The following is a 24792-nucleotide window of genomic DNA, read 5'->3' on the forward strand; positions in this document are numbered from 1 at the left end:
AAGGGCCGCGGTGTCATACGCGGCAGAGTCGGGGGCAAGGCGGAGGTTGTACCCCCGCCTTGCGCGATATCAGAACTGCAGTGCCGGGCAGCTGTCGTTCTCATAATAGCTGACAACAGAGACGTTACCGTCGATGATGTCCTGACGCGCTTTGTCGACTGCGCCTTTCATCTCGTCCGAGACCAGAGGTGCGTTGTTGTCATCCATGGCGACGCCAACACCTTCTTCGGCCAGACCCATCTGGAATACGCCGGTTTCCAGGTCTTCGCCCGCAGACATCGCGTCATAAACGGCAACATCAACGCGTTTCAGCATCGAGGTCAGAACCTTACCCGGGTGCAGGTGGTTTTGGTTGCTGTCCACGCCGATCGACAGGATGCCTTCGTCCGCCGCGGTCTGCAGTACGCCAACACCGGTGCCGCCAGCGGCCGCATAGATCACATCAGCGCCCTGGCTGATTTGTGCTTTGGTCAGTTCCGAACCCTTCACCGGGTCGTTCCATGCTGCCGGGGTGGTACCGGTCATGTTGGCAACAACATTGATGTCAGGGTTTACCGCCTTGGCACCCTGCGCATAACCGCAGCCAAAGTGGCGGATCAGCGGGATATCCATGCCACCGATAAAGCCGACGGTGCCGGATTCCGATGCCATCGCGGCCATCATGCCAACCAGATATGACCCTTCATGTTCGGCAAAACCGATTTGGCGGATGTTGGGGATGTCCAGCCAGTTGACGTCAACCGCAACGAATTTGGTGTCTGGGTAATCGGCGGCCACGGCGGACAGCGGATCAGCCATGCCAAAACCCATCGTGATGATCGGGTTCGAGCCGGATTCAGCGAAACGGCGCAGAGCTTGCTCGCGCTGTGCTTCGGACTGGATCTCGATCTCGTTATACGAGCCGCCTGTTTCTTCGGCCCAACGCGATGCGCCATTGTGGGCGGCTTCGTTGAAGGATTTGTCAAACTTGCCACCAAGATCAAAGATCAGGGCAGGATCTGCCAGCGCAGCGCCAGCCGTAAGTGCGACTGCGGCGGTGGCACCCATCAAGGATTTCATCAGGGTCATTTTATACTCCCGTTTGTTATTATCGGTCGGGGCGAAGATAGCCCCGTTCACCCACTGTGAGCGAGCATAACTGTTGTGATGGCGGGAATTAAGGACGTTTGCAACCACCGTGGTCAACAGATTTTTGACCATTTGGTCGAAAAATTTTATCTGTGACGGTCAATCCAGCGCGGATTCCATCACGATAGCGTCGATTTTCTGATTGTTTTCGCGCAGGTAATACCCCTTGCGCACTCCACAGGCGCGATAACCGCTGTGTTCATATAGCGCGATGGCCGGCAAGTTATCTGCAGCGACGTCCAGAACAGCGCGCGTTGCCCCCAAAGCCTTTGCTTTCGTGTGCCATTCATGCATGCAATTTCGGGCTAAGCCCTGTCGCTGAACGTCCGGATGCGTGGCGATCGTCAGCAATTCCGCCTCATCGCCGATCACCTGAAAAAGTGCGAAAGATTGAGTATTTCCAACGGTATGGATGAACCGATTGTTCAGAAGATCCGAGAATTCGACCGCAGCCCACGATCGAGACCGGGTAAATGCCGCCGCGTGTGTTCTGGCAAGATCCTCGGGGGTCATCAGTCCAGCAAAACCGGGGGGGTGTCTTTGGAAGGGGCCGCATCCGCAGGCCGAACATAGAGTGGAGCTGGCTGCGCGGTGTTGGTCTGCCACTTTTGCCCGGCGATCCGGGCAATAGCGCGAACTTGTGCTTCGGCGTCGTCATTCAGGATTAGAGGGCCAAGTGATTCTGCCTCAATTTGAGGCATAAGCATCGGACTTTGGTCCGGCAACGCCACATAAACCTGATCACGTGGGGCGCGGATCGCGGGCAGGGCGTCCATAGACATTTCGGCCAATGCGTCGAACCCGGACACGCCTACCGCTGGAACGCCAAGCCCCAAGGCTAGGCCCCGCGCCGCAGAAACCGAGATTCGGATGCCGGTAAAGTTTCCGGGTCCGACGCCGACACCGATCGCGGACAGGTCTTTCCACCCATATCCTGCATCTGCCAGAACCTCTTCCAGCAACGGCATCAGGCGTTCGGCTTGACCGCGCGACATGGCTTCGATGCGCGAAGTCACGATCCGGTCGCCGCACAACAAAGCGGCCGCGCAATGCGCGGCCGATGTATCAAACGCCAAAATAATGGGGTCAGACGGCAACAGGGCGAACCTCGGTCACTTCGGGGATGTAGTGGCGCAGCAGGTTTTCGATACCCATCTTCAACGTCAGGGTCGAAGACGGGCAACCCGCGCAAGCACCCTGCATGTGCAGGTAGACAACGCCCCGGTCAAACCCGTGGAACGTGATGTCACCGCCATCCTGAGCAACCGCCGGACGGACACGGCTATCCAGCAAGTCTTTAATTTGATTAACAACTTCGGCATCTTCGCCAGTGTGCTCAGCATGGCCCGATGCGGCTGTTTCACCAGCTCCGATGACCGGTTGGCCGGATTGATAATGCTCCATCACCGCACCCAGAATCGCGGGTTTGATGTGATCCCATTGGACGTCATCGGACTTGGTGACGGTCACGAAGTCATTGCCGAGGAATACACCCGTTACTCCGCCAACCGCAAAAATCCGTTTTGCCAAAGGTGATTTTTCACCGGCTTCAGCCGATGGGAAATCCGCAGTGCCCGCTTCCAGCACGGTCTGGCCGGGCAGAAACTTCAAGGTTGCAGGGTTCGGCGTGGATTCGGTCTGGATGAACATGTCACGGCTCCGTTTCAGTTGCCTCTGATATGCGGGTCCGAGCCGGATAAGTCAAGATTTGGAACGATTCTAAATGTTGGCTGCCAACCGGATTGCATCATCCAACCGATCGTCACCCCAGTATAGTTCGTCACCGACCAGAAAACTCGGCGCGCCAAACAGCCCCTTGGCCTGAGCGGTTTTGGTCTGCTCGATCAGATCTGACTTGATCTCGGGGTCTTGGGTTCTGTCCAAAAGGTCGTCAGGCAAACCGGCGGATTTCAGGCAATCAACCAGAACCGCATCGTCCGACACGTTCTGACCCCGTGCAAATTCGGCTGTATAGACCGCCCGAACGAAACGCGCCCTGTGGGACTGATCTTCAATAGACAGCGTGAGGCGCGCAGCCTTCAGGCCGTCTTGCGGAAACGGGTCCGGTTGCCGGAAGGGCAGGCCGCGCTGCGCTGTCAGACGCTCCATATCGCGCCACATATAATGCCCTTTGGCCGGGTAGATGTTGAACGGAGAATTGTTCCAGCCCTGCGCTGCGAAAATGGGCCCCAGAAGAAAGGGATGCCATTCTACGGCGACGTTGTGCTGTGCCGCAGCCTGTTCGATTCGCATGGCGCTGAGGTAGGAATAAGTCGATGCGAATTCGAACCAGAACTGGATGCGGCTTTGCATTGTGTGGCCTCAGGTGATGGCTTCCAGCTTTTCCTTGCTAAGGTCGCCGGGCACAATTGTGATCGGAATCGGCAAGCTGCCCGAGTTTTTAGTCAGCTGCGTTACCAAAGGGCCAGGCCCTTTCTTTTCGATGCCAGCCCCCAGGACCAGAACGCCGATGTCCGGGTCTGACTGGACATGTTCGATGATCTGAGGGACAGGGTCGCCTTCGCGAATGGACAGTTCGGGGTCGATCCCTTGTTTGTCGCGCATCCATTTGGCGAAAACTTCGTAATGCGCATGAATGCGTTCGCGTGCCTCTTCGCGCATGGTTTCGGCAACACCGATCCAATGATTGAACTCATCGGGTGGGATGACGGACAGGATCGTTACCCCTCCACCGGTATGGGCTGCACGCATTGCAGCGAAACGCATCGCGTTAAGGCATTCACGGCTGTCATCCAGAATGACTAGAAACTTACGCATGGGTGTCCTCGTGTATTTAGGGGGATCATGCCCGACCAAATGCGGGCTGGCAACACGGCGTATGACTACCGAGTGCTTGCCGCCCAGTCCCAATAAAGCTCGCGCGCGCGACGTGCAATCGGTCCGACCTGATATTGGGTGTCTTCTAATGCGGTGACCGGCGTTATCTTGTTCATGTTACCGGTCATAAACACCTCATCCGCCTTGTGAAAATCTTCAAAGCTGAGAACAGATTCGTGGACCGTCACGCCGTCAGCGCGCAGGTTTTTGATATGTCGCGCTCGGGTGATTCCGGCCAGAAAAGTTCCATTGGGCGTAGGTGTGAATACCTCGCCGTCCCGGACCATGAAGATGTTTGCGGTGGCGGTTTCCGCCACATGACCCAAGGCATCCGCTACCAGCGCGTTCGAGAACCCCTTGGACTTGGCCTCTTTCAGCATTCGGGCGTTGTTGGGATACAGGCATCCGGCTTTGGCATTCACAACGGCTGATTCCAGAACCGGTCGGCGGAACCGCGTGGTGGTCAGCGTGACCGAAGCTGTTTCCGGTGCCATTGGTATTTCTTCCAGACAGATGGCAAATCCGGTGCTGTCCTGCTGAGGCACAATGGCCGTGGCGTCCCCGTCGATGCCCCAATACATCGGCCGAATATAGACGGCGGAACCTTTGGCATAGCCATCCAGCCCTTCGCGGACGATTTCGACCATCTGTTCGGTCGTCACTGTTGGGGTCAGCAAAAGCGCCTCGGCTGAGCGGTTGACCCGTTCGCAATGGGCCACCAGATCCGGGGTCAGCCCGTCGAAGAAACGCGCGCCGTCAAAGACCGAAGACCCCAGCCAAGCGCCATGGTCTGCCGCACGCATGATCGGGGCGTCCCCGTTGTGCCACTGACCATCAAAATAGGTGCGGATATTTTTGCCGACTGCCATGACGCCCTCCTTTGCCCTTGGGGCAACCTAGGAAGGCGTCACAGGAAGGTCCAGCGCAATCAGCCTTGTTTTGCGCCAACCATACCCACGATGTCGTAGGTCTGTTGCAGGATCGGGGCCGCTATCGCCCGCGCCCTTTCCGCGCCGCGTGCGAGAATCCGGTCAATCTCGGCCTCTTCACCCATCAGACGCGCCATTTCGGTTGAGATCGGCGACAGTTTGGCGACCGCCAGCTCGGCCAGCATCGGTTTGAATTCACCGAATTGCTTGCCGCCGACTTCGGCCAGAACCTGTTCCGCCGTTTGATCGCTGAGCGCGGCGTAGATGTTGACCAGATTGCGGGCCTCGGGGCGTTCGGACAGACCGTCGGCTTCTGAAGGCAGGGCATCCGGGTCGGTCTTGGCCTTGCGGATCTTCTTGGCGATCTCGTCGGCATCGTCCGTCATGTTGATCCGGGTCATATCGGACGGGTCCGAAGACGACATCTTCCGCGAGCCGTCCCGCAGGTTCATCACGCGCGGCGCGGGTCCACCGATTACAGGCTCGGTCACCGGAAAGAAATCCACGCCATAATCATGGTTGAACTTGATCGCGATGTCGCGAGTCAGCTCCAGATGCTGTTTCTGGTCCTCGCCCACCGGCACATGTGTCGCATGGTAGGTCAGGATGTCCGCTGCCATCAGTGCCGGGTAAGCAAACAAACCCAGCGAGGCGTTCTGAGCATTCTTGCCCGCCTTGTCCTTGAACTGCGTCATCCGCTGCATCCAGCCCATCCGGGCGATACAATTGAAGATCCACGCCAGCTGCGTGTGCTCGGCCACCTGGCTTTGGTTGAACAGGATGGACTTTTCAGGGTCCAGACCGGCGGCGATGAAACCGGCGCAAACCTCGCGGGTCTTTTCGCGCAGACGGGCAGGGTCTTGCCAGACGGTGATCGCGTGCAGGTCGACCATGCAATAAATGGTCTCGAAATCTTCGCCCTGCATATCCACAAAACGCTTGAGCGCACCCAGGTAGTTGCCAAGGTGCAGGTTTCCCGAAGGCTGGATGCCGGAAAACACGCGCGGCGTGAACTTGGTTTCGGTCATCGAAGGGAACTCCCGTCTGGAAAAATCAGCCCCCGTCGCTTACCCATGAGGTCAAGGGACGTCAACAGCCGCGAAAGGCCAGCCCAATGACCAGTGAGCATTATACACCCGCCGTAAACCCTCTGCCGCCCGTTGTGGTGGCGTTGGTCCTGTTCATCATGGGGATCGAATTGGCGTTTACACTGGGTGCACGCGGTCTTGTGGGTGGGCCATCAGCGGTAGGTTGGCGGTTGGATGCCCTGCAGAGTTACACCTTTTCCCCGGATATCTTTCACTGGATGATCGAGAATGGCCGTTGGCCGTTTGAACATGTGATCCGTTTCGTGACCTATCCGTTCGTATCGGGCAGTTTTACCCAGGCGGTTTTTGTCAGCGTCTTCGTTCTGGCCATGGGTAAAATGGTAGCCGAAGTGTTCGGCGGTTTTCAAATGCTGATCATTTTCGTTTTGTCCGGTATCGGTGGCGCGTTGGTCTATGGGTTGTTGCTAAATCCCGCCTATCCGCTGGTCGGAGGGTTCCCGCCGGTTTACGGTCTGATCGGCGCGTTCACATGGCTGCTGTGGCGCAAGTTGTCACTGGTCGGCGAAAACCAGTCCCGGGCCTTCAGCCTGATCGCGGTTTTGATGGGCATCCAGCTGGTGTTCGGACTTTTGTTTGGCGGCACGTCCGATTGGGTTGCCGATCTGGGCGGATTTGCCACCGGATTTGGTCTATCGTTTTTCCTGGCACCGGGCGGATGGGCGCGGATCGTGGGACGTATTCGCCGCGACTGATCAGGACCGACGCAGCGCTTTTCTGAATTCGGACAGCTCGAACGCTTTGAAGAGGTGACCGAGTAAGAAATAGGCGGCAGCTGCAACTATGATTAGGACAAGCAGCGCCAGATAACGCCATCCGGGTACCTGGAAGGTCCAGCCAAAAATATGAAGGGCGGCGAAAAGCACAACGCCCATACCCAGCGATGCCGCGACGACGCGCCAGGCACGTCGTTTGAACCGGTCGTCAAACCGTGCTTCATCGCCGAAACGGCGCGCTCCAATCGCCAACAAGGCAACCATCGCCCAACCGGCAGCCGAAGCCGCGATCGCCGGTGCGATCCACCCCACCAACGGGTAAAGACCAAAGGCCAGCCCGGCATTGATCACCATAGCAACTACGGCATAGCGAAACGGAGAACGGGTGTCTTCGCGCGCGAAGAACAAGGGCTGCAGCAGCTTTTGCAGCATGAAAGCGGGCAGGCCGACGCCATAGATAGCTACGGCCAAGGCAGTGGCTGCCGTGTCCTCGGGGCTGAATTGGCCTCGTTCGAACAGGACCGACACCAGAGGTATTGGAATGATCAGAAAGGCAACCGTGGACGGCAGGGTCAGCAGCAGTGTGAACTCTCCGGCGCGGGAATAGGCATTGCGCGCCCCGTCCTTGTCCCCGGCCCGTAAGCGGCGGGACAGATCGGGCAGCAGGACGATCCCCACCGCAATACCGACCACGCCCAATGGCAATTGATACAGCCGATCCGCTGCGAACAGCCAACTGACAGCCTTTTCGGTTTTGGACGCGACCAACTGGCCAACCACCAGATTGACCTGCGTAACGCCCATTGCCAAAGCGGCGGGCACTGCAATGCGAACCATGCGTCGCATTTCCGGGCTGAGCTTGGGCAGGCCGGGACGGATGCGAATACCTGCACGTTCTGTCGCCACCCAAACCAGCGCCAGTTGCGCGACCCCTGCCAGCGGAATGACCGTGATCAGCCACCAGATTACGTCGCCGCCAGACAGCGCGCCTGCGATCAAAGCAGTACAGGCAAAGATATTGAGTAAGACAGGCGCGGCAGCGGCAGCGGCAAACCGACCAGTGGCATTTAGAACGCCGGAAAACAGCGCGGCCAGCGACATGAACAGGATATAGGGAAAAACGACGTAACCGTAGTCGACAGCCATGTCGAAGCGTTCATCGCCATAGAACCCTTCGGCGGTCAGCCAAACAAGTCCAGGCATGAATACCATCGCCAATCCAACCAGTGCCAAAACAGCCGCCGCTAGCAGGTTGAAGGCATCCTGAGCAAACCCTTCGGCGTCTTCTTCGCCCTCCAACCGTTTCGAGAACATCGGTACAAAGGCGGCGTTGAAGGCACCTTCGGCAAAGAAACGGCGAAACATGTTGGGCAGGCGGAAAGCGGCAACAAAGGCGTCCATCACCGGACCGGGCCCGATATAGGCGGTTAGCAGAATCTCTCGGAGAAATCCCAAAATTCGACTGGCCAGAGTCCAGAATCCGACCGTGAATAGGCCTGAAAACAACCGGATTTGTTTCATGAGATCGCGCGCTCCGCACCTTCAGTGATGGCTTTGCGCAGCTTGGTCTCAAGACCGCGTTGTTTGCTTTCGGAATGGTATTTCAGGCCGAACATGTCCTTGACGTAAAACGTATCGACAACCTGTTCGCCATAGGTCGCGATCACGGCGTTGGCGATATAGACATTGGCCGCCGCCAGCGTTCTGGTCAGGTCATACAACAGGCCCGGGCGGTCGCGGGTATCAACCTCGATGATGGTGTAGATCTCGGACCCGTCATTATCGAAGATGATATGGGTCGGCACATTGAAGGCGCGTTCGCGTTTCTTGATCTTGTCGCGCGATTTCAGAGCGTCACGCGCCACGACTTCGCCCTTGAGCGTCTTTTGGATCATCTGTGTCAGTCGCGGTAATCGGCTGGCCTCAAAAGGGTGGCCCTCGGCATCCTGAATCCAGAACGCATCGGTGACGTACCCGTCCTTGGTGGTATAGCTACGGGCGTCGACCACGTTGGCCCCAACCAACGCAAGCGCGCCGGCGATGCGGGCGAAAATCCCTGGATGGTCTGCCATGGCAAAACACGCGCGGGTAGCGTCGCGATCGTCATCCGGGTGCAGGTGAATTTCCATTGCGCCGGGGTCGCCGCTGTGTTCCAGAGCGCGTAGCATTTTCGCGAACTCAATATGTGTAGACAGGTTCAGGCCCTGCCAATAGGGCGCATAGTGTCGTCCTGTTTCGGCCTTCAGGTCAGCCTTCGACCAATCGTCAAGCGCCGAACGCAGCGCCTTTTTGGCTTCTGCGCCACGGTTGGCCCGGTTCAGGTCTTCCATACCGGTTTCAAGCGCCCGTTTGGTTTCAGCGTGCAAGGCGCGCAGCAGGGTGGCCTTCCAGTTGTTCCAGGTGTTGGGCCCAACGCCGCGAATGTCACACACGGTCAGAACCGTGAGCAGATCCAACCGTTTGACCGTCTTAACCGCCTTGGCAAAATCGCGCACTGTGCGCGGGTCCGAGATGTCGCGTTTCTGCGCCATGTCCGACATCAAAAGGTGATATCGTACCAACCATTCCACGGTTTCAGAGTCTGATTTGTTCAGACCCAACCGTGGAGCAACCTTGCGCGCGATCTGAGCGCCCAGAATGGAATGGTCCTCGGGTCGCCCTTTGGCGATATCGTGCAGCAGCAAGGCCACATAGAGGACCTTGCGATTAACCCCGCGTTTCAGGATCGATGAGGCCAGCGGTAGTGACTCGACCAATTCACCGCGTTCAATCTGGGCCAGGTTGACGATGGTCTGGATCGTGTGCTCGTCCACTGTATAGCTGTGATACATGTTGAACTGCATCATCGCCACGATGTGTTCGAACTCTGGCAAAAACGCCGACAATACTCCCAATTCGTTCATACGGCGCAGGGCGCGTTCCGGGTTGCCGTGCTTCAGCATCAGGTCCAGAAAAATGCGCTGCGCCTCTTTGTTTTGGCGCATGTCGTCGTCGATGAGGTTTAGGTTGGCTGTCACCAGCCGCATCGCATCCGGGTGGATCAGCATGCCAGTGCGAAGACCTTCCTCGAACAGACGCAGAAGGTTCAGCTTGTCGGAAAGAAACTTCTTGGCGTCCGCTACATCCAAGCGACCGTGAACGACCTTGTACCCTGCTTTGACACGCGGTCGACGCCTAAAGATGCGTTCCAGTAGGGCGGCGCCTTTCACGTGTGACGCTTCGAGTTTGGTCAGGAAGATCCGGGTCAGTTCTCCGACGCGCGTTGCCTCGCGGAAATAGCGTTGCATGAACACTTCAACAGCCCGTCGCCCGGCGCGATCTTCATAGCCCATCCGGTCTGCCACCTCGACCTGCAGGTCGAAGGTCAGCTGTTCCGTCGCACGACCGGTCAGCAGATGCAGATGAGAGCGTACAGCCCACAGAAACTCTTCGGCCTCTACAAAGGTGCTGAATTCCTCGGGTTCAAACAGGCCCAGAGGGACCAGTTCAGCCACGTCCTGAACGCCATAGATGTACTTTGCAATCCAGTAGAGTGATTGAAGATCGCGCAGCCCACCCTTGCCCTCTTTTACGTTGGGCTCGACCATGTAACGCTCGCCCTGCTTGTGGTGGCGCTCGTCACGTTCCTGCAGCTTAGCCTCGATGAATTGACGCTCGCTGCCCTTGAACAGCTCGGTTTTCAGGCGGTTATCAAGTTCTTCGGCAAGGGCTGCGTCCCCAGCCAGATAGCGTTGCTCGAGCATCGCGGTACGGATGGTGAAATCCTCGGTGCCCAGTCGCAGGCAATCCTTGATCGTTCGGGATGAATGGCCAACCTTCAGGCGTAGATCCCAAAGCATGTAGAGCATGGACTCGATGACGCTCTCGGCCCAGGCGGTGATCTTGTAGGGCGTCAAAAAAAGCAGATCGACGTCCGAAGCCGGGGCCATTTCGCCGCGGCCATATCCACCAACAGCAAGAACCGCAATCTTTTCGCCCTGCGTCGGGGTTGCCAGCGGATGTAGATAGGTGCTGGCCACTTGCATCGCTGTGCAGACCAACCCGTCGGTCAAATAGGTGTAGGACCGGGTCAAAGGTCTGGCGTCAAAGGGGCGTTTAGCGAAGGCATCCGCAATGGTCTTGCGCCCAGCCTTTTGGGCATCGCGCAGGATGCGCACGGTTTCATTCCGCCGCGCGGCATTGTCTTGAATATTTTCAAAGGCTTCCGACAGTTGCACCAGGATGGCGGTACTGTCGAAAATTTCATCGGCCGGGCAGATCAGCTCACCCTTGGGGGTGAGCGTCAGCATCGGCTGATCAGAAACCGGCGCCAGAGAAGCTTTGAGGGGCGGAGTCAATCACTACTACCTGTTTGTTCTGGATCGTGGCAACGGCCAGACCGCGTTCATTCGTGCCGTCTGATCGCAGGCGGAAGATGCCGCCAACGCCCTGGAAACCGGCATTTTGTGTCAGGGCAGATGCGGTCAGCGCGTCGGATTTTCCCTGGCTCACCAAAGCCGCAATCGCTGCAATGCCATCATAGGCCAGACCGCTGATCGGGTGCGGAGCCTCACCATAGGTGCTGTTATACCGCTGACGGTACGCCTGCGCCTTTGCCGGGTCGGGCAGGGCGAACCAGCCCCCTTGAACACCCGGCAGTTCCAGCGTCTGTGCCGGTATGTCCCAGCGCGTCAGGCCGAGGAACTGGGTGGTGGCCGACGACACACCAGCTTCTGGCAACAGCTGCGAATACAGCGGCAGTGCGCCAGCTGTCGTTGCCGTCAGAAACACCGAATCCGCACCGGCAGCATCCACGGTTGCCTTGATCGTTGGAACCGAATTGATGACGCCTTGCTGGGACCGGTCATAGCCAACCGTACCCGCGTTCGCTACGCGGCTGCTGGCAAGCGCAGTTGCAATCGCTGATTGACCAAGCTGCCCGGCTGCATCGTTGCTGTGGACGATGACCATGCTGGTCTTGCCTTGTGAACCGGCAAAGTTGACCAAACGGTTCGCAGTGTTTTGAAAAGTCGGGCCCAAAACAAAGACGTTGCCACCTGCAATGCTGGTATTGTTCGAGAAGGACAGCACGTTGACTTTGTTATTCAGTACAGAGAGACCTGCCGAGTTTGCCGCCTGCGCGTAAACCGGGCCAATGATGATCTTCGCCCCATCCGCGACGGCTTGTTGCGCCACTGTCGCGGCCGTGTTCGAGCTGCCCCGCGTGTCATAAACGCGCAGATCAATCTTAACATTCTGCAGATCAGCCATGGCCAGACGCGCCGCGTTCTCAAGGCTCCGCGCCAGTTCGGCGTCGCCGGAATTTCCCGATCCCGCCGGAACCAAAAGTGCGACCGGAACGGGTTTGGACGTGTTGATTGACGGGCCTCCGCCAAGGCCGCCGGGCTCACATGCCGCGAGGAATGCGGCGGTTGCCAGGATCGCGGCGGATTTCGCCAGCTTGCGAACGGGCTTGCAAACGGTAAACATCTAAATGAAAACTCCCTGTCCCGGCGGCTTGGGGTACCACCAATCTGTTATGCCGCGATAATAAACGTCACGCTGTGAGGGTCCAGCTTTGAATTTTCAAAAAGTAAGATTGGGCGCGGGCCTGTATTTTGTTGCCACTCCGATCGGTGCGGCGCGCGATATAACGCTCAGAGCGCTGGATGTGCTGGCCTCGGCTGACGTCATTGCTGCCGAAGACACGCGCAGCTTGCGCCGGTTGATGGAGATTCACGGCGTACCGCTGGATGGGCGACGAATCCTAGCCTATCACGATCACAGCGGCGTCGGCGCGCGCGGCAAAATCCTTGATGCGTTGCAGGACGGGAAGTCTGTCGCTTATGCATCTGAGGCCGGAATGCCGCTGATCGCCGATCCGGGATACGATTTGGGGAAGCAGGCCGCCGAAGCGGGTCATACGGTGACCTGTGCACCGGGACCGTCAGCGGCGCTAATGGCGCTGACACTGGCCGGGCTGCCGACAGATGCATTCTTTTTTGCGGGCTTCTTGCCGAACGCGACCGGCGCGCGCCGGTCGCGGATCGAGGTATTGCGGGACGTGCCGGGCACACTGGTGTTTTACGAATCTCCGAAACGCGTAGCGGCGTGTTTGTCGGATCTTGCAACCGTGCTAGGCAATGACCGTCAGGCCGCAATGTGCCGCGAACTGACAAAGAAATTCGAAGAGGTTCGTCGCGGGACGTTGGAAGAACTGGCGGCCAACCTGCATGGGCAGACAGTCAAAGGTGAAATTGTTCTGCTCGTGGACCGCGGACATTCAGAAACTGTTAACGAATCCGACGTAGAAGAGGCGTTGAAACGAGCCTTGGAAACCCATTCAGTTCGCGACGCGGCCGATCTGGTATCAGAGATGTACAAGCTGCCGCGCCGCCCGATCTATCAGAAGGCTCTGAAATTGGGAAAGGGATGACATGGCTGCACGATCCGTTCGAAGTTCGGTGTCCTATCATGCCGGGCAGGCGGCGGAGCAGCAGGTTGCGTCAAATTATGAACAACGCGGCTATTTCATCCTGAATCGCCGCTGGCGCGGCGCCGGTGGGGAGATCGATCTTATTGCGCGCGACGCTCACGGGATTGTCTTTGTCGAAGTGAAAAAAAGTGTCAGTTTCGATGCCGCTGCCGCCCGGATCAATCGGCGCCAAATGGATAGGATCTGCGCATCGGCGGCCCAATTCCTGGAAACCGAACCAAACGGGCAATTGACCAATGTGCGGTTTGACGCGGCTTTGGTGGATGCCTCGGGCGCCGTTCAAATTATCGAAAACGCCTTCGGTTTAGCCTGATCCCCATTGAACCCCCGACGTGGCTGGGCCATGTATCTGGCGTGAAACTGAGGGACACGCCATGAAAATCGCCTTTCAGATGGACCCAATCGGGGCCGTGGATATCAATGCCGACAGCTCATTCCGTCTGGCCGAAGAGGCGCAGGCGCGCGGACATACGCTGTTTTTCTACAGCCCGGATCAGCTGGCCTATCAAGAGGGGCGGATCACCGCGCGCGGTCAGGACATGAAAGTTCAACGGGTGGCGGGCAATCCGGCGGAACTTGGCCCCGAACGTGAAGTGGACCTGGCAGAGTTCGACGTGATCTGGCTGCGTCAGGACCCGCCGTTTGACATGCATTACATCACATCGACCCACTTGCTGGACCGTCTAAAGGGGCAAGTTTTGGTTGTGAATGATCCGTTCTGGGTGCGGAACTACCCCGAAAAACTACTGGTTCTGGATTTCCCGAATCTGACGCCGCCCACAACGATTGCGCGGGATCTGCAGACCATCAAGGCGTTCAAGGAAAAGCACGGCGACGTCATCCTCAAACCGCTTTATGGCAATGGCGGTGCCGGAGTTTTCCGGTTGGACGCGAATGATCGCAACCTGACCTCTTTGCATGAGCTGTTCACCGGGTTCTCGCGCGAGCCTTTGATTGTTCAGAAATTCCTGCCGGATGTCAGCAATGGCGACAAACGTGTGATTCTGGTTGATGGTGAAGCCGTAGGTGCGATCAACCGCGTACCGGCCGCGGGCGAAACACGTTCGAACATGCATGTAGGCGGTCGTCCCGAAAAGATTGGCCTGTCCGAGCGCGACCTGGAAATTTGTGCCGCGATCGGACCGCTGCTGAAGGAAAAAGGCCAGATATTTGTCGGCATCGACGTGATCGGCGATTACCTGACGGAAATCAATGTGACCTCGCCAACAGGCATTCAAGAGCTAGAGCGGTTCAACGGCGTGAACGTCGCCGAAAAAATTTGGCAGGCGATTGAAGCCAAGCTTTAAGATGCCGCCTTGGCGCTGATACGAAAGCTCAGCGCCTCGGCTATATGAAGGCGCCGGACATCCGGCGCCCCGTCCAGATCAGCGATAGTACGCGCTACGCGCAGGATGCGGTGAAAGGCGCGGGCAGACAGGCCAAATCGCTCGGCTGCCTTCAGCAACAGGTCTTTGCCTTCAGCATCCGGGGCAGCGATTTCGTCCAGCAATTTACCCTCGACATCGGCGTTCTGACGGGTGGACGGTGTATCGCAAAACCGCTCTGCCTGAATCGACCGGGCTTGTTCGACGCGCGCGGCAACGGTGGCGGAACTGTCACCCGAGGGTGGTAGGTCCAGATCGGTGAATCTGACCGGGGGCACCTCAATCCTCAAATCAAACCGGTCCATCAACGGCCCGGAGATTCGGCTCAGGTAATCCTCTCCGCAAACAGGTGCGCGGGAACAAGCGCGCCCGGGATCGGTGAGGTAGCCGCATTTGCAAGGGTTGGCCGCCGCGACCAGCATGAACCGGCAGGGGTATTTCACATGGGCATTTGCACGCGCGACCATGACCTCTCCAGTTTCAATAGGCTGGCGTAGTGTCTCTAGAACCGTGCGTGGGAATTCCGGGAACTCGTCCATGAACAGAACGCCGTTGTGGGCCAGTGAAATCTCGCCCGGCTTTGCCCCCCTGCCGCCACCAACGATCGCAGCCATGGACGCCGTGTGATGAGGTTCGCGAAACGGGCGGCTGCGGCTGATCCCACCTTCGTCCAATAGCCCGCACAATGACTGAATCATCGAAGTTTCTAGCGCCTCGGTCGGTGTCAGCGGCGGTAAAATCCCAGGCAGGCGTGCAGCCAGCATGGATTTGCCGGAACCGGGTGTGCCGGTCATGATCAGATGGTGTCGACCTGCTGCGGCGATTTCCAGTGCGCGCTTTGCACGTTCTTGCCCTTTGACGTCGCGCAGGTCACGCGCGCTGGGCTCAAGTGTGACTTCGCCGGGCTTTGCGGCGGATAGCGGAGACTGGCCAGAGAAATGCCGCACCACGTCCCCAAGCGACCCAGCGCCGATCACCTGTGTTGCATCAACCCAAGCAGCCTCGGCACTAGAGGCACGGGGGCAGAGCAAGGCCCGATCCTCAGCCGCCGCAGTCATTGCAGCGGGTAGGGCACCGACCACAGGCACTAGTGAGCCATCCAAAGATAACTCGCCCAGCGAAACCGAACCTTCGGCGGCGTCCCGCGGAATGATCTCTAACGCGGACAGCAATGCAACAGCTATAGGCAGGTCGAAATGGCTGCCTTCTTTGGGTAGGTCGGCAGGCGACAGGTTGATAGTGATCCGTTTTGACGGCAACGCGATGGCCATCGAGCTCAGCGCGCTGCGGACGCGGTCCCGCGCCTCCGACACGGCTTTGTCGGGCAGCCCGACGATGGAAAATGCGGGCAGGCCCGGTGAGACGGCGCACTGCACCTCGACCGGGCGGGCATCGACCCCTTGAAAAGCAACAGTGTGGGCGCGGGCAACCATGAATGACCTTTTTTGGTTAACAGGTCGTTGCTGCCACGGCTGCGGTTTAAGAATCGTTAACGGCGCGGGTCATCTCGGTGAATTTTGGCCAGGCACCGGGATCAGCGACTGTTTTGTCACGGCAAAACTGGTTGCAGAACCCCCAACGCTCGCCGTTCAGTTCAAGAACTGCGGTGATGGCTTTGCCGGAATAGGGGCAGGCGTCGTTGATTGACATATTTCCGTTCACGGCTTTTGCCTGAGAAGAACCGGCAATTGGCCAAGGTTCGGATGGCAGATCCACGGGGTATGGAAAAGGGTCGTAGTTGACCGTCAGCCCCATCGCACGCCACTGGCGGACAGAAACATCCGACAGCAACTCAAGACAGTATTCGCGATTGGCATCAGCAACTGGCAAGCCATAGCCAATAATCCGTGCCGCGACCGGCGTATAGAACACGTCCGCAAGGGAATAGTGACCGAACAAAGGACCGGAGTCCCCGCCTGACACATTACGGGCATGGGCCCACAAGGTTTCGATCCTTGCAAGATCGGCGCGTGTTTCGGTCGACGGAGCGAACCCCTGCCAGCACTGTTTGAGCTGCATTGGACACTGCCCGCGCAATGCGCCAAACCCGGCCACCATTTCAGCACATAGCCACCGCGCGGTGGCGCGCGCGGCGGGGTCTTTGGGCCAAAGTCCCGTTTCGGGATGTAACTCGGCAAGGGTTTCCGCCATTGCCAGGCTTTCCCCAACCACGGTGCCGTCGGGCAATCGCAGGGCCGGGACAAGGCGGGCCGGCGCGAGGGGTTTCATATCCTCGGCCATGGTGCCGGAGTAGAGGCCGATCATGTGGGAACGATAGGGCAGACCGAACTTTTCCAGCATCAGCCACCCGCGCATGGACCAGCTGGAAAACAGGCGGTCTCCGATAAACAAATCATAAGTCATGCGGCTAGGATGGCGTGGCCGATCCATTCCGTAAATCAGTGATTTGTGCGCGGTTGCATCACGGAAGATGATTGATCCGTCCGACAGACCAGCGATCGCCGTGATGCGTGATTTCGGTAACCGAAAGGTTGTCGATGCGATGGCCAAAAGCCTCTTGCGCGTCAACGTCGAGCGCCCTTTGGACCTGGGTTAGGATCACGCCAAAATGCGCCACGACCACCAGATCGCATCCTGTGTGTTGTTGGATCAATTGGTCAACGGCTGCGTCGACGCGTTCGCGGACCTCGTTCCAGCTTTCCCCGTTTAGGGGGCGCACATCGCCGGGGTTGTCCCAATATGCAAAGGCAAGTTCGGGGTCTTCAGCCTCAATCTCTTTGAAGGCGCGCAGCTCCCAAGTGCCGAAATTGATTTCGCGCAGCGCAGACTGATGTTGCAGCCGCCGCCGTGTGCCTTGAATGGCCGATGCAGTATCGGCGGCGCGGCTCAGGTCAGAGGAAACAAAGATAGCGTCCGCAGGCAGGTGGTCATGCAGCCGGGCAACGGCGGCACGATCGCTGAGGTCAGCAGGCAGGTCGGACCAGCCAACCATCGTTTTGGCGTGGGTCGGGCCGTGACGCACGAGATGCAGACGTGTCAATCCAGTCGCCCCTTCAATACCAACGGCAGGCCAGCCGTGACTTGCACCACCAGATCGGCTTCGGCGGCCAATGCGATGTTCAGCCGTCCCTGCGCTTCGCGAAACCGGCGGGACAGCGCGTTGTCAGGGACGATCCCTTGTCCAACCTCGTTCGAGACGATGACGACCTGTGCGGAACACAGGCGTAGCGATTGTAAAAGCGCGCTTTGCGTCTGTTCCAGATCGTTTTCTGCAAGCAGGTGATTGGTCAGCCACATGGTGGCACAGTCGATCAGACAGACAGAGTTCGGGGGCAAATCCGCCAATGTCGGGCCAAGGTCAAACGGTGCCTCGATCGTCTTCCAGCCTTCGCCCCGTTGGGAAACATGGCGCTGGACCTTATCTTGCATCTCGTCATCAAACACTTGTGATGTTGCAAGATAAACCCTCTTTTTTCCTGATGAAACAACAAGATGTTCGGCAAAAGCCGACTTGCCCGAGGCCGCGCCGCCCAACACAAAGGTTAAATCCGGACTCACGATAATTACCTTCCATGTGATCCACCCGGTTTTGTTTTGCGTATCGTTCATAGGTCGGCAAAGCAACCCCGGCCCGCGCCTGTGAAAAGGGGAGATTTCAATGGCACTGGACAATGCGAACGACTTCTCGATGTCCCGGAGGGCAATGAAAGCCGAGCTTCTGGACGCGGAAACCGAATTAAAGTTGGCATATGCGTGGCGGGACGACCGCGATGAACAGGCCCTTCACCGATTGATCACGGCCTATATGCGGCTGGCCATTTCGATGGCGGCCAAGTTCAAACGCTATGGGGCGCCGATGAATGATCTGATCCAGGAAGCCGGGTTAGGCTTGATGAAAGCCGCCGACAAGTTCGACCCCGACCGGGGCGTGCGGTTTTCGACTTATGCGGTCTGGTGGATCAAGGCGAGCATTCAGGACTATGTGATGCGCAACTGGTCAATGGTGCGCACCGGGTCCACGTCTTCGCAAAAATCCCTGTTCTTCAACATGCGACGTGTGCAGGCCCGGCTAGAGCGTGAGGCCGCGTCCGATGGCATGGATCTTGACCGTCATCAATTGCATCAGATGATTGCCGCAGAGATCGGCGTTCCGTTGCGGGACGTGGAAATGATGGAAGGTCGTTTGTCCGGCTCCGATTTCTCGTTAAATGCCGTTCAATCGGCAGATGAAGACGGCCGGGAATGGATCGACGCGCTGGAAGATGAGCGCGAACAAGCCGCTGAAGCTGTCGAAAACAGTCACGATACCCAGCAATTGCGTGAATGGCTGGTGACGGCAATGCAGGCTTTGAATGATCGCGAGAGGTTTATTGTCCGCGAACGCAAGTTGCGCGAACCCGCCCGAACGCTGGAAAGCCTTGGGCAGGAACTTAGCCTGTCCAAAGAACGCGTGCGTCAGCTTGAGGCTGCGGCTTTTGTGAAAATGCGCAAGAACCTTGAAGCCCAATCGCGTGAGGTGCAACACTTCATCGCATGAAACATCTTGCGATTCTGCTTTGTGCACTGGTGGTTATGGCCAACCCTGGCCATGCCGATGAGCTGATACCCGACGACGTTGTGTCTGCGATGACGTCTGCGGACGTCGTCATATTAGGCGAAATTCACGACAACCCGCAGCACCACATCATTCAGGCCGAGGCGTTGAAGGCCATCAATCCCTCGGCGGTTGTCTGGGAAATGGTGACTGAAGAAGGTGCTCAGAGATTGGCGGACAAGGCCATTTCCGATCCGGAAGAGCTTGCCAGAATACTGAAGTGGCTCGAATCCGGCTGGCCGCCGCTTAGCATGTACTACCCGGTCTTTCAGGCCTCAGACGCGCCGGTTTACGGTGCCATGGTTCCGCGCGCGGCGGCGCGCGCGGCAATGGAACGTGGCGCTGCGACGGCTCTGGGTGCTGATGCCGCCCGTTATGGATTGACGGTGCCACTGCCGAAGGATGAGCAGGTCGAGCGTGAGGCTGATCAACTCGCTGCCCATTGCAACGCAATACCAGAGACTGCGCTGCCGCAACTGGTCGCAATCCAGAGGTTGCGGGACGCGGTTCTGACAAGGGCCATATTGCGCGCTGTGGATGATACCGGTGGACCGGTTGCGGTGATCACTGGCAATGGTCATGCCCGTATGGACAGAGGGATTCCAACCTTTCTGTCCCGGCTACGCCCCGGTTTGAAAGTTTTCGTGCTGGGTCAGTCCGAGGATGGCGTCATTGACGGTGAGTTCGACGCTGTGATCGACAGCCCCAGCATCGAACGTGAAGACCCTTGTCTGGCGTTTGAGACACAGAATTAACCGCTGGAACTGTCCGTTGGCCTTGCCTAATGTCGGGCCGACCGGGACGGGAAGGGCAAAATATGCTGGCATCGAAACGCATTCTTCTAATCATCGGCGCTGGAATCGCGGCCTATAAGTCGCTGGATCTGATCCGGCGGCTGAAAGAGCGTGGTGCCTCTGTAACACCGGTTCTGACAGGCGCGGCCGAAGAGTTCGTGACCCCGTTGTCGGTGTCGGCGCTGGCCGGAGAGAAGGTTTATCGCGATCTGTTCGACCTGACGGATGAGGCCGAGATGGGCCATATTCAGCTGTCTAGGTCCGCCGATCTGATCGTGGTCGCACCGGCAACGGCGGACATGATGGGAAAGATGGCGGCTGGGCTAGCCAACGATCTGGCCTCGACCCTGCTGATGGCGACAGATACCCCGGTTTTGTGCGCACCGGCGATGAATGTCCGCATGTGGGACCATCCGTCAACACAGCGCAACTTCAAGCAACTACAGGCAGGTGGTATTCGGTTCGTTGGCCCAAATGAAGGCGACATGGCTTGTGGAGAGTACGGCCCAGGTCGAATGTCGGAGCCTCTTGAGATTGTGGCCGCGGTCGAGGCGCAACTTGGCAACGGTCCGCTGAAGGGCAAGCGCATTCTGGTCACCTCCGGCCCGACACATGAACCGATCGACCCTGTGCGCTACATCGCCAACCGGTCCTCGGGCGCGCAGGGCACCGCGGTGGCACGGGCGTTGTCTGCGCTGGGCGCTGATGTGGTTTTTGTTACCGGCCCTGCCGATGTTTCGCCGCCCGAAGGGGTGCAGGTTATCCGCGTGGAAACCGCGCAGCAGATGTCTGACGCGGTCGACGCTGCACTGCCGATAGATGCGGGTGTGTTTGCTGCTGCGGTTGCGGATTGGCGCATGGCGACGGCTTCAGACAAGAAGCTGAAGAAAAGCCGCGATGGTCTTCCGTTGCTGGAGTTTGCTGAGAACCCCGACATCCTCAAACGCGTGTCCAGGCTGGATGCGGGGCGGCCGACGTTGGTGGTTGGCTTTGCCGCAGAAACTGACAACGTGCTTGAACACGCCACTGCGAAACGCGCGCGCAAGGGCTGTGACTGGATCGTCGCCAATGATGTCAGCCCTGCGACGGGCATCATGGGGGGATCGGAAAACGCGGTCACCCTGATCTCGGACGATGGGGCTGAAGAATGGCCGCGCATGGACAAGGATGCAGTGGCGCAACGTCTGGCGCAAAAGATCGCCGACGCTCTGACAAGCTGAACAAGAGGTGCAGTGATGGTAGCAATTCGTGTGATCCGCGAAGACGGGGCCGATCCGGCCATCGCTTTGCCGTCTTATGAAACGACTGGCGCGGCGGGAGCGGATGTCAGGGCGAATCTGCCAAATGGAAATTCGATCATGTTGGAACCGGGGCAGCGCGCTTTGATTCCCACGGGGCTGCGGATCGAGATTCCAAATGGGTACGAGGTACAGGTTCGACCCCGATCCGGCCTTGCGCTGAAACACGGGATTACTCTGCCTAATACGCCCGGCACGATCGACAGTGACTACCGCGGCCCGCTGGGGGTGATCCTGCTGAACGCCGGTCAGGAAAGTTTTGAGATTGCGCATGGCGAACGCATCGCGCAACTGGTCGTCGCCCCAGTCGTGCAGGCTGCGTTTGAACCCGTTGAGGTGCTCAGCGACACGGATCGCGGCGCAGGCGGTTTTGGCTCGACTGGACGCGGTTGATGCTTCTGGTTCTGATCCTTGCCGGTGCTCTGTGGGGCATTGGGTACGTAGCGGGGGTGTCCCGAACTGCTCGCTCCGTGTCGGTAAGCGTTTTGCTGATCGGAGTACTTGTTATCCAACTGACGTTGCCGGGTGGGCACCCGCTGCGCGAGGCAACCGGCGGGTCTGCGGCATTGTGGTTGATCCTGGGTGGTGCCGCGGTTTTGGTGTTGAGTTATGGCAAGGTGCTCAAAACGCTGCGTAACCGTGCCGCGCCACAGCCAGCCGAGGAAACCGCGATGCAGTCTGACAAGTTCTCTGAGACCGAGTTGGAGCGGTATGCCCGCCATATCGTTTTGCGCGAACTGGGCGGGCCGGGGCAGAAAAAGATGAAACAGGCCCGTGTGCTGGTTATCGGCGCGGGCGGTCTTGGTGCGCCGGCGTTGCAGTACCTTGCGGCGGCTGGCGTGGGCACCATCGGTGTGATCGACGACGATATTGTTGAAAACGCCAATCTACAGCGGCAAGTGATCCACCGCGATGCCGACATTGGCATGCCCAAGGTTTTCTCGGCCCAGCAAGCCATGCAGGCGCAAAACCCGAACGTGATTGTTCTGCCCTACCATCGTCGTCTGACTGATGAGATTGCAGCAGACCTGTTCGCCGATTTCGACTTGATCCTCGACGGTACCGACAATTTTGACACGCGCTACTTGGCCAACCGTACTGCGGTCGCACTTGGAAAACCGCTTATTTCAGGTGCTCTGTCACAATGGGAAGGTCAGCTGAGCGTCTTTGACCCCGCCAATGACGCGCCTTGTTATCAGTGTATCTTCCCTGAGGCACCGGCCCCCGGTCTGGCCCCGTCCTGTGCCGAAGCGGGGGTTATTGGCCCGTTGCCCGGCGTTGTGGGGTCGATGATGGCGGTTGAAGCGATCAAAGTCATCACCGGGGCCGGGCAGGCCCTGCGCGCCGAAATGCTGATCTATGACGCGCTCTATGGCGAAAGCCGCAAGATCACCCTGACCCGACGCTCGGATTGTCCCATATGCGGAGCGGCAGACGCATAAGCCAAAATGGCGCGCTAGATTGGCAAGAGATTTCGGCGGTATCGCGGGCACCCCCTCTGGACCATTTCGGCCCGCCTCCCTAGCTTGACCAGCAAAGGAGATCCGCATGACCAACCCGATCCTGTCCGCCTGGACCACTCCATTTGAAGTCGCGCCATTTGCCGAGATTTCGGATGATGATTTTGCGCCTGCATTGGACAAGGCGATGGCCGCCCACAACGCGCAGATCGACGCGATTGCCACCAATTCCGACCCAGCCAGTTTCGCCAATACAATCGAGGAGCTTGAGGCGGCTGGAGAGCAGATGGACAAGGTTCTGTCTGTCTTTTTCACCGTTGCAGGTGCCGACAGCAATCCCGCGCGGGAAGAGCTGCAACGCGCATTCTCACCAAAACTCTCGGCGCATTTTTCGGGGATTTCGTCAAACAAGGCGCTGTTTCGGCGAGTTGCGGACCTGTGGGTGCTCAAGGATCAGCTTGACCTGACCGATGAACAGGCCCGTGTTCTGATGCTGACCCATCGTGGCTTTGTGCGTGCTGGCGCAGCATTGGAAGGCGATGATGACACCCGCATGCAAGAGATCAAGTCGCGCCTTGCCACGCTGGGGACGTCCTTCACCCAGAACCTTTTGGCGGACGAACGGGAATGGTTCATGAACTTGACCGAGAATGATCTGGAAGGATTGCCGGGTTTCGTCGTGGATGCAGCCCGCGCTGCCGGGGAAGAGAAGGGTGCTGATGGTCCTGTCGTCACTCTGTCGCGGTCGTTGATTGTACCGTTCCTACAATTCTCACCGCGCCGCGATCTGCGTGAGAACGCGTATCGGGCCTGGACCGCGCGTGGTGCCAATGGTGGTGAAACGGACAACCGCGAGATTGCGGCCGAGATCCTGAACTTGCGCGAAGAACGTGCCAAGCTATTGGGATATTCCAGTTTCGCGGACTACAAACTGGAAACCGAAATGGCCCGAACGCCGGACCGCGTTCGCGATCTGCTGATGCAGGTTTGGGGGCCGGCAAAGGCAAGGGCTGACGCCGACGCCGAAACCTTGACCGCGATGATGCAGGAAGATGGCGTCAATGGTCCGTTAGAGGCGTGGGACTGGCGCTACTACGCCGAAAAGCGCCGCAAGGCTGAACATGATTTGGATGAAGCTGCGCTGAAGCCGTACTTGCAGCTGGATCGTATGATCGAGGCCGCCTTTTCCTGCGCCAACCGGCTGTTCGGGCTGGAGTTTGCCCCGCTGGATGTACCGCTTTATCACTCCGATTGCCGGGCTTGGGACGTAACACGCGACGGGCAGCATATCGCTGTTTTCATCGGTGACTACTTCGCGCGGGGTTCCAAACGATCGGGCGCATGGTGCAGCGCCATGCGGAGCCAGGCAAAGTTCCCCGAGGTACAGGCCCCCGTCGTGATCAACGTTTGCAACTTCGCCAAGGGCGACCCGGCGCTGCTGTCTTATGACGATGCGCGCACGCTTTTCCACGAGTTCGGTCACGCATTGCACCAGATGTTGTCCAACGTGACCTATGAAAGCATCTCTGGCACCAGCGTCGCGCGTGACTTCGTAGAGCTTCCCAGCCAGCTTTATGAACACTGGCTGGAGGTGCCCGAAGTACTGGCCGAATTTGCAACCCATGCCGAAACTGGTGAACCGATGCCGCAAGATATGCTTGAGAAAGTTCTGAAGGCCGCGAATTTTGATCAGGGGTTCCAGACCGTGGAATACGTAGCCTCAGCCTTGGTCGATCTGGCGTTCCACCAAGGCGAAGCGCCAGCTGATCCGATGGCGAAACAGGCCGAGGTTCTTGATGGTATCGATATGCCGCATGCCATCGGTATGCGCCACGCGACACCGCATTTTGCCCATGTCTTCGCTGGCGATGGCTATAGCTCGGGCTATTACAGCTACATGTGGTCCGAGGTCATGGATGCCGACGCATTCGCGGCCTTCGAAGAAGCCGGGGGAGCCTTTGACACAGAGCGCGCCAAAGCACTGGAGGACAATATCCTGTCCACCGGCGGCTCGCGCGAAGCTGAGGAGCTGTATCTGGCGTTCCGCGGGCGTTTGCCAGGGGTCGAGGCGCTGTTGAAAGGTCGCGGGCTTATCGCGACCTGACCGG

The 24792-nt window shown here is 58.4% G+C and carries 25 protein-coding genes; 10 read left to right on the forward strand and 15 right to left on the reverse strand.

Features of this window, described 5'->3' with window-relative positions; genetic code table 11:
• Positions 1-69 precede the first annotated feature (69 nt).
• From AC2FJE_RS14710 to trpS, 8 genes are all read right to left on the reverse strand, one after another.
• Positions 70-1068 carry a BMP family lipoprotein gene (locus AC2FJE_RS14710; RefSeq protein ID WP_282120130.1) on the reverse strand — a complete coding sequence of 333 codons (999 nt, stop codon included), beginning with the start codon at positions 1066-1068 and terminating at the stop codon, positions 70-72.
• A gap of 159 nt (positions 1069-1227) precedes the next feature.
• Positions 1228-1641: a GNAT family N-acetyltransferase gene (locus tag AC2FJE_RS14715; RefSeq protein ID WP_282169790.1), complete on the reverse strand. Its 414-nt coding sequence runs from the start codon at positions 1639-1641 to the stop codon at positions 1228-1230.
• Positions 1641-2225, reverse strand: a complete 585-nt coding sequence (gene tsaB, locus AC2FJE_RS14720; RefSeq protein WP_496756394.1) for a tRNA (adenosine(37)-N6)-threonylcarbamoyltransferase complex dimerization subunit type 1 TsaB — start codon at positions 2223-2225, stop codon at positions 1641-1643. The genes AC2FJE_RS14715 and tsaB overlap by 1 nt, the downstream gene beginning before the upstream one ends.
• Complete coding sequence (locus tag AC2FJE_RS14725) at positions 2215-2778, reverse strand: NifU family protein (protein WP_496722982.1); 564 nt, start codon at positions 2776-2778, stop codon at positions 2215-2217. The genes tsaB and AC2FJE_RS14725 overlap by 11 nt, the downstream gene beginning before the upstream one ends.
• 69 nt (positions 2779-2847) lie before the next feature.
• Positions 2848-3441, reverse strand: coding sequence for a 2-hydroxychromene-2-carboxylate isomerase (locus AC2FJE_RS14730; protein ID WP_496756392.1), 594 nt, complete (start codon positions 3439-3441; stop codon positions 2848-2850).
• A 9-nt stretch (positions 3442-3450) separates the two neighbouring features.
• Entirely contained in the window at positions 3451-3906 is a 456-nt protein-coding gene (locus AC2FJE_RS14735; protein ID WP_058273504.1) for a universal stress protein, read from the reverse strand.
• Between the two features lie 65 nt (positions 3907-3971).
• Positions 3972-4835, reverse strand: coding sequence for a branched-chain amino acid aminotransferase (locus AC2FJE_RS14740; protein WP_282120134.1), 864 nt, complete (start codon positions 4833-4835; stop codon positions 3972-3974).
• A gap of 59 nt (positions 4836-4894) precedes the next feature.
• Positions 4895-5923, reverse strand: coding sequence for a tryptophan--tRNA ligase (gene trpS, locus AC2FJE_RS14745; protein ID WP_496756390.1), 1029 nt, complete (start codon positions 5921-5923; stop codon positions 4895-4897).
• A gap of 86 nt (positions 5924-6009) precedes the next feature.
• Between trpS and AC2FJE_RS14750 the strand changes: the two genes are divergently transcribed.
• Complete coding sequence (locus AC2FJE_RS14750; RefSeq protein WP_496756387.1) at positions 6010-6696, forward strand: rhomboid family intramembrane serine protease; 687 nt, start codon at positions 6010-6012, stop codon at positions 6694-6696.
• Here the strand turns inward: AC2FJE_RS14750 and murJ are convergent, their stop codons facing one another.
• From murJ to AC2FJE_RS14765, 3 genes are read right to left on the reverse strand one after another with little or no spacing between them, the layout of a single operon-like run.
• Positions 6697-8238: a murein biosynthesis integral membrane protein MurJ gene (gene murJ, locus AC2FJE_RS14755; protein WP_496756384.1), complete on the reverse strand. Its 1542-nt coding sequence runs from the start codon at positions 8236-8238 to the stop codon at positions 6697-6699.
• Entirely contained in the window at positions 8235-11006 is a 2772-nt protein-coding gene (locus AC2FJE_RS14760; protein ID WP_496698803.1) for a [protein-PII] uridylyltransferase, read from the reverse strand. The genes murJ and AC2FJE_RS14760 overlap by 4 nt, the downstream gene beginning before the upstream one ends.
• A 7-nt stretch (positions 11007-11013) precedes the next feature.
• A complete protein-coding gene (locus tag AC2FJE_RS14765; protein ID WP_282120139.1) occupies positions 11014-12186 on the reverse strand; it encodes a penicillin-binding protein activator in 1173 nt (390 codons plus the stop codon).
• Positions 12187-12274: 88 nt separating this feature from the next.
• On the opposite strand from AC2FJE_RS14765, the gene rsmI reads away from it, so the two are divergent.
• The 3 genes from rsmI to gshB all read left to right on the forward strand — a co-directional run bounded on the left by rsmI (position 12275) and on the right by gshB (position 14499).
• Positions 12275-13132 carry a 16S rRNA (cytidine(1402)-2'-O)-methyltransferase gene (gene rsmI / locus AC2FJE_RS14770; protein ID WP_058278756.1) on the forward strand — a complete coding sequence of 286 codons (858 nt, stop codon included), beginning with the start codon at positions 12275-12277 and terminating at the stop codon, positions 13130-13132.
• A gap of 1 nt (position 13133) precedes the next feature.
• Positions 13134-13505 (forward strand): YraN family protein, encoded by a 372-nt coding sequence (locus AC2FJE_RS14775; RefSeq protein WP_058273496.1) that lies wholly within the window; start codon positions 13134-13136, stop codon positions 13503-13505.
• A 61-nt stretch (positions 13506-13566) separates the two neighbouring features.
• Positions 13567-14499 carry a glutathione synthase gene (gshB, locus tag AC2FJE_RS14780; RefSeq protein ID WP_282120141.1) on the forward strand — a complete coding sequence of 311 codons (933 nt, stop codon included), beginning with the start codon at positions 13567-13569 and terminating at the stop codon, positions 14497-14499.
• Here the strand turns inward: gshB and AC2FJE_RS14785 are convergent.
• The 4 genes from AC2FJE_RS14785 to cobU are packed head-to-tail and all read right to left on the reverse strand — an operon-like array spanning position 14496 to position 18096.
• On the reverse strand, positions 14496-16010 hold the full coding sequence (locus AC2FJE_RS14785; RefSeq protein WP_496761090.1) for a YifB family Mg chelatase-like AAA ATPase: 1515 nt from the start codon (positions 16008-16010) through the stop codon (positions 14496-14498). The two genes, gshB and AC2FJE_RS14785, sit on opposite strands and share 4 nt — an antisense overlap.
• A gap of 46 nt (positions 16011-16056) precedes the next feature.
• The gene (locus AC2FJE_RS14790) at positions 16057-16941 is read right to left on the reverse strand and encodes a glutathione S-transferase (RefSeq protein ID WP_496756378.1); all 885 of its coding nucleotides are present in this window, start codon (positions 16939-16941) and stop codon (positions 16057-16059) included.
• 58 nt (positions 16942-16999) lie between these two features.
• Positions 17000-17578 (reverse strand): histidine phosphatase family protein, encoded by a 579-nt coding sequence (locus tag AC2FJE_RS14795; protein WP_496756376.1) that lies wholly within the window; start codon positions 17576-17578, stop codon positions 17000-17002.
• Positions 17575-18096 (reverse strand): bifunctional adenosylcobinamide kinase/adenosylcobinamide-phosphate guanylyltransferase, encoded by a 522-nt coding sequence (cobU, locus tag AC2FJE_RS14800; protein ID WP_282120144.1) that lies wholly within the window; start codon positions 18094-18096, stop codon positions 17575-17577. The genes AC2FJE_RS14795 and cobU overlap by 4 nt, the downstream gene beginning before the upstream one ends.
• 100 nt (positions 18097-18196) lie before the next feature.
• Between cobU and AC2FJE_RS14805 the strand changes: the two genes are divergently transcribed.
• From AC2FJE_RS14805 to AC2FJE_RS14830, 6 genes are all read left to right on the forward strand, one after another.
• Positions 18197-19075 (forward strand): RNA polymerase factor sigma-32, encoded by an 879-nt coding sequence (locus AC2FJE_RS14805; protein ID WP_058273490.1) that lies wholly within the window; start codon positions 18197-18199, stop codon positions 19073-19075.
• A complete protein-coding gene (locus AC2FJE_RS14810) occupies positions 19072-19887 on the forward strand; it encodes a ChaN family lipoprotein (protein WP_058273489.1) in 816 nt (271 codons plus the stop codon). The genes AC2FJE_RS14805 and AC2FJE_RS14810 overlap by 4 nt, the downstream gene beginning before the upstream one ends.
• Positions 19888-19949: 62 nt before the next feature.
• Positions 19950-21146: a bifunctional phosphopantothenoylcysteine decarboxylase/phosphopantothenate--cysteine ligase CoaBC gene (coaBC, locus tag AC2FJE_RS14815; RefSeq protein WP_496761091.1), complete on the forward strand. Its 1197-nt coding sequence runs from the start codon at positions 19950-19952 to the stop codon at positions 21144-21146.
• A gap of 15 nt (positions 21147-21161) precedes the next feature.
• Positions 21162-21617 (forward strand): dUTP diphosphatase, encoded by a 456-nt coding sequence (dut, locus tag AC2FJE_RS14820; protein WP_282169778.1) that lies wholly within the window; start codon positions 21162-21164, stop codon positions 21615-21617.
• A complete protein-coding gene (locus AC2FJE_RS14825) occupies positions 21617-22666 on the forward strand; it encodes a HesA/MoeB/ThiF family protein (RefSeq protein ID WP_496756374.1) in 1050 nt (349 codons plus the stop codon). Before dut ends, AC2FJE_RS14825 begins: the two co-directional genes overlap by 1 nt.
• 106 nt (positions 22667-22772) lie before the next feature.
• Entirely contained in the window at positions 22773-24788 is a 2016-nt protein-coding gene (locus AC2FJE_RS14830; protein ID WP_496756372.1) for a M3 family metallopeptidase, read from the forward strand.
• The last annotated feature ends 4 nt before the right edge of the window (positions 24789-24792 follow it).

The sequence above is a fragment of the Ruegeria sp. CDSC002 genome, from assembly GCF_059610905.1.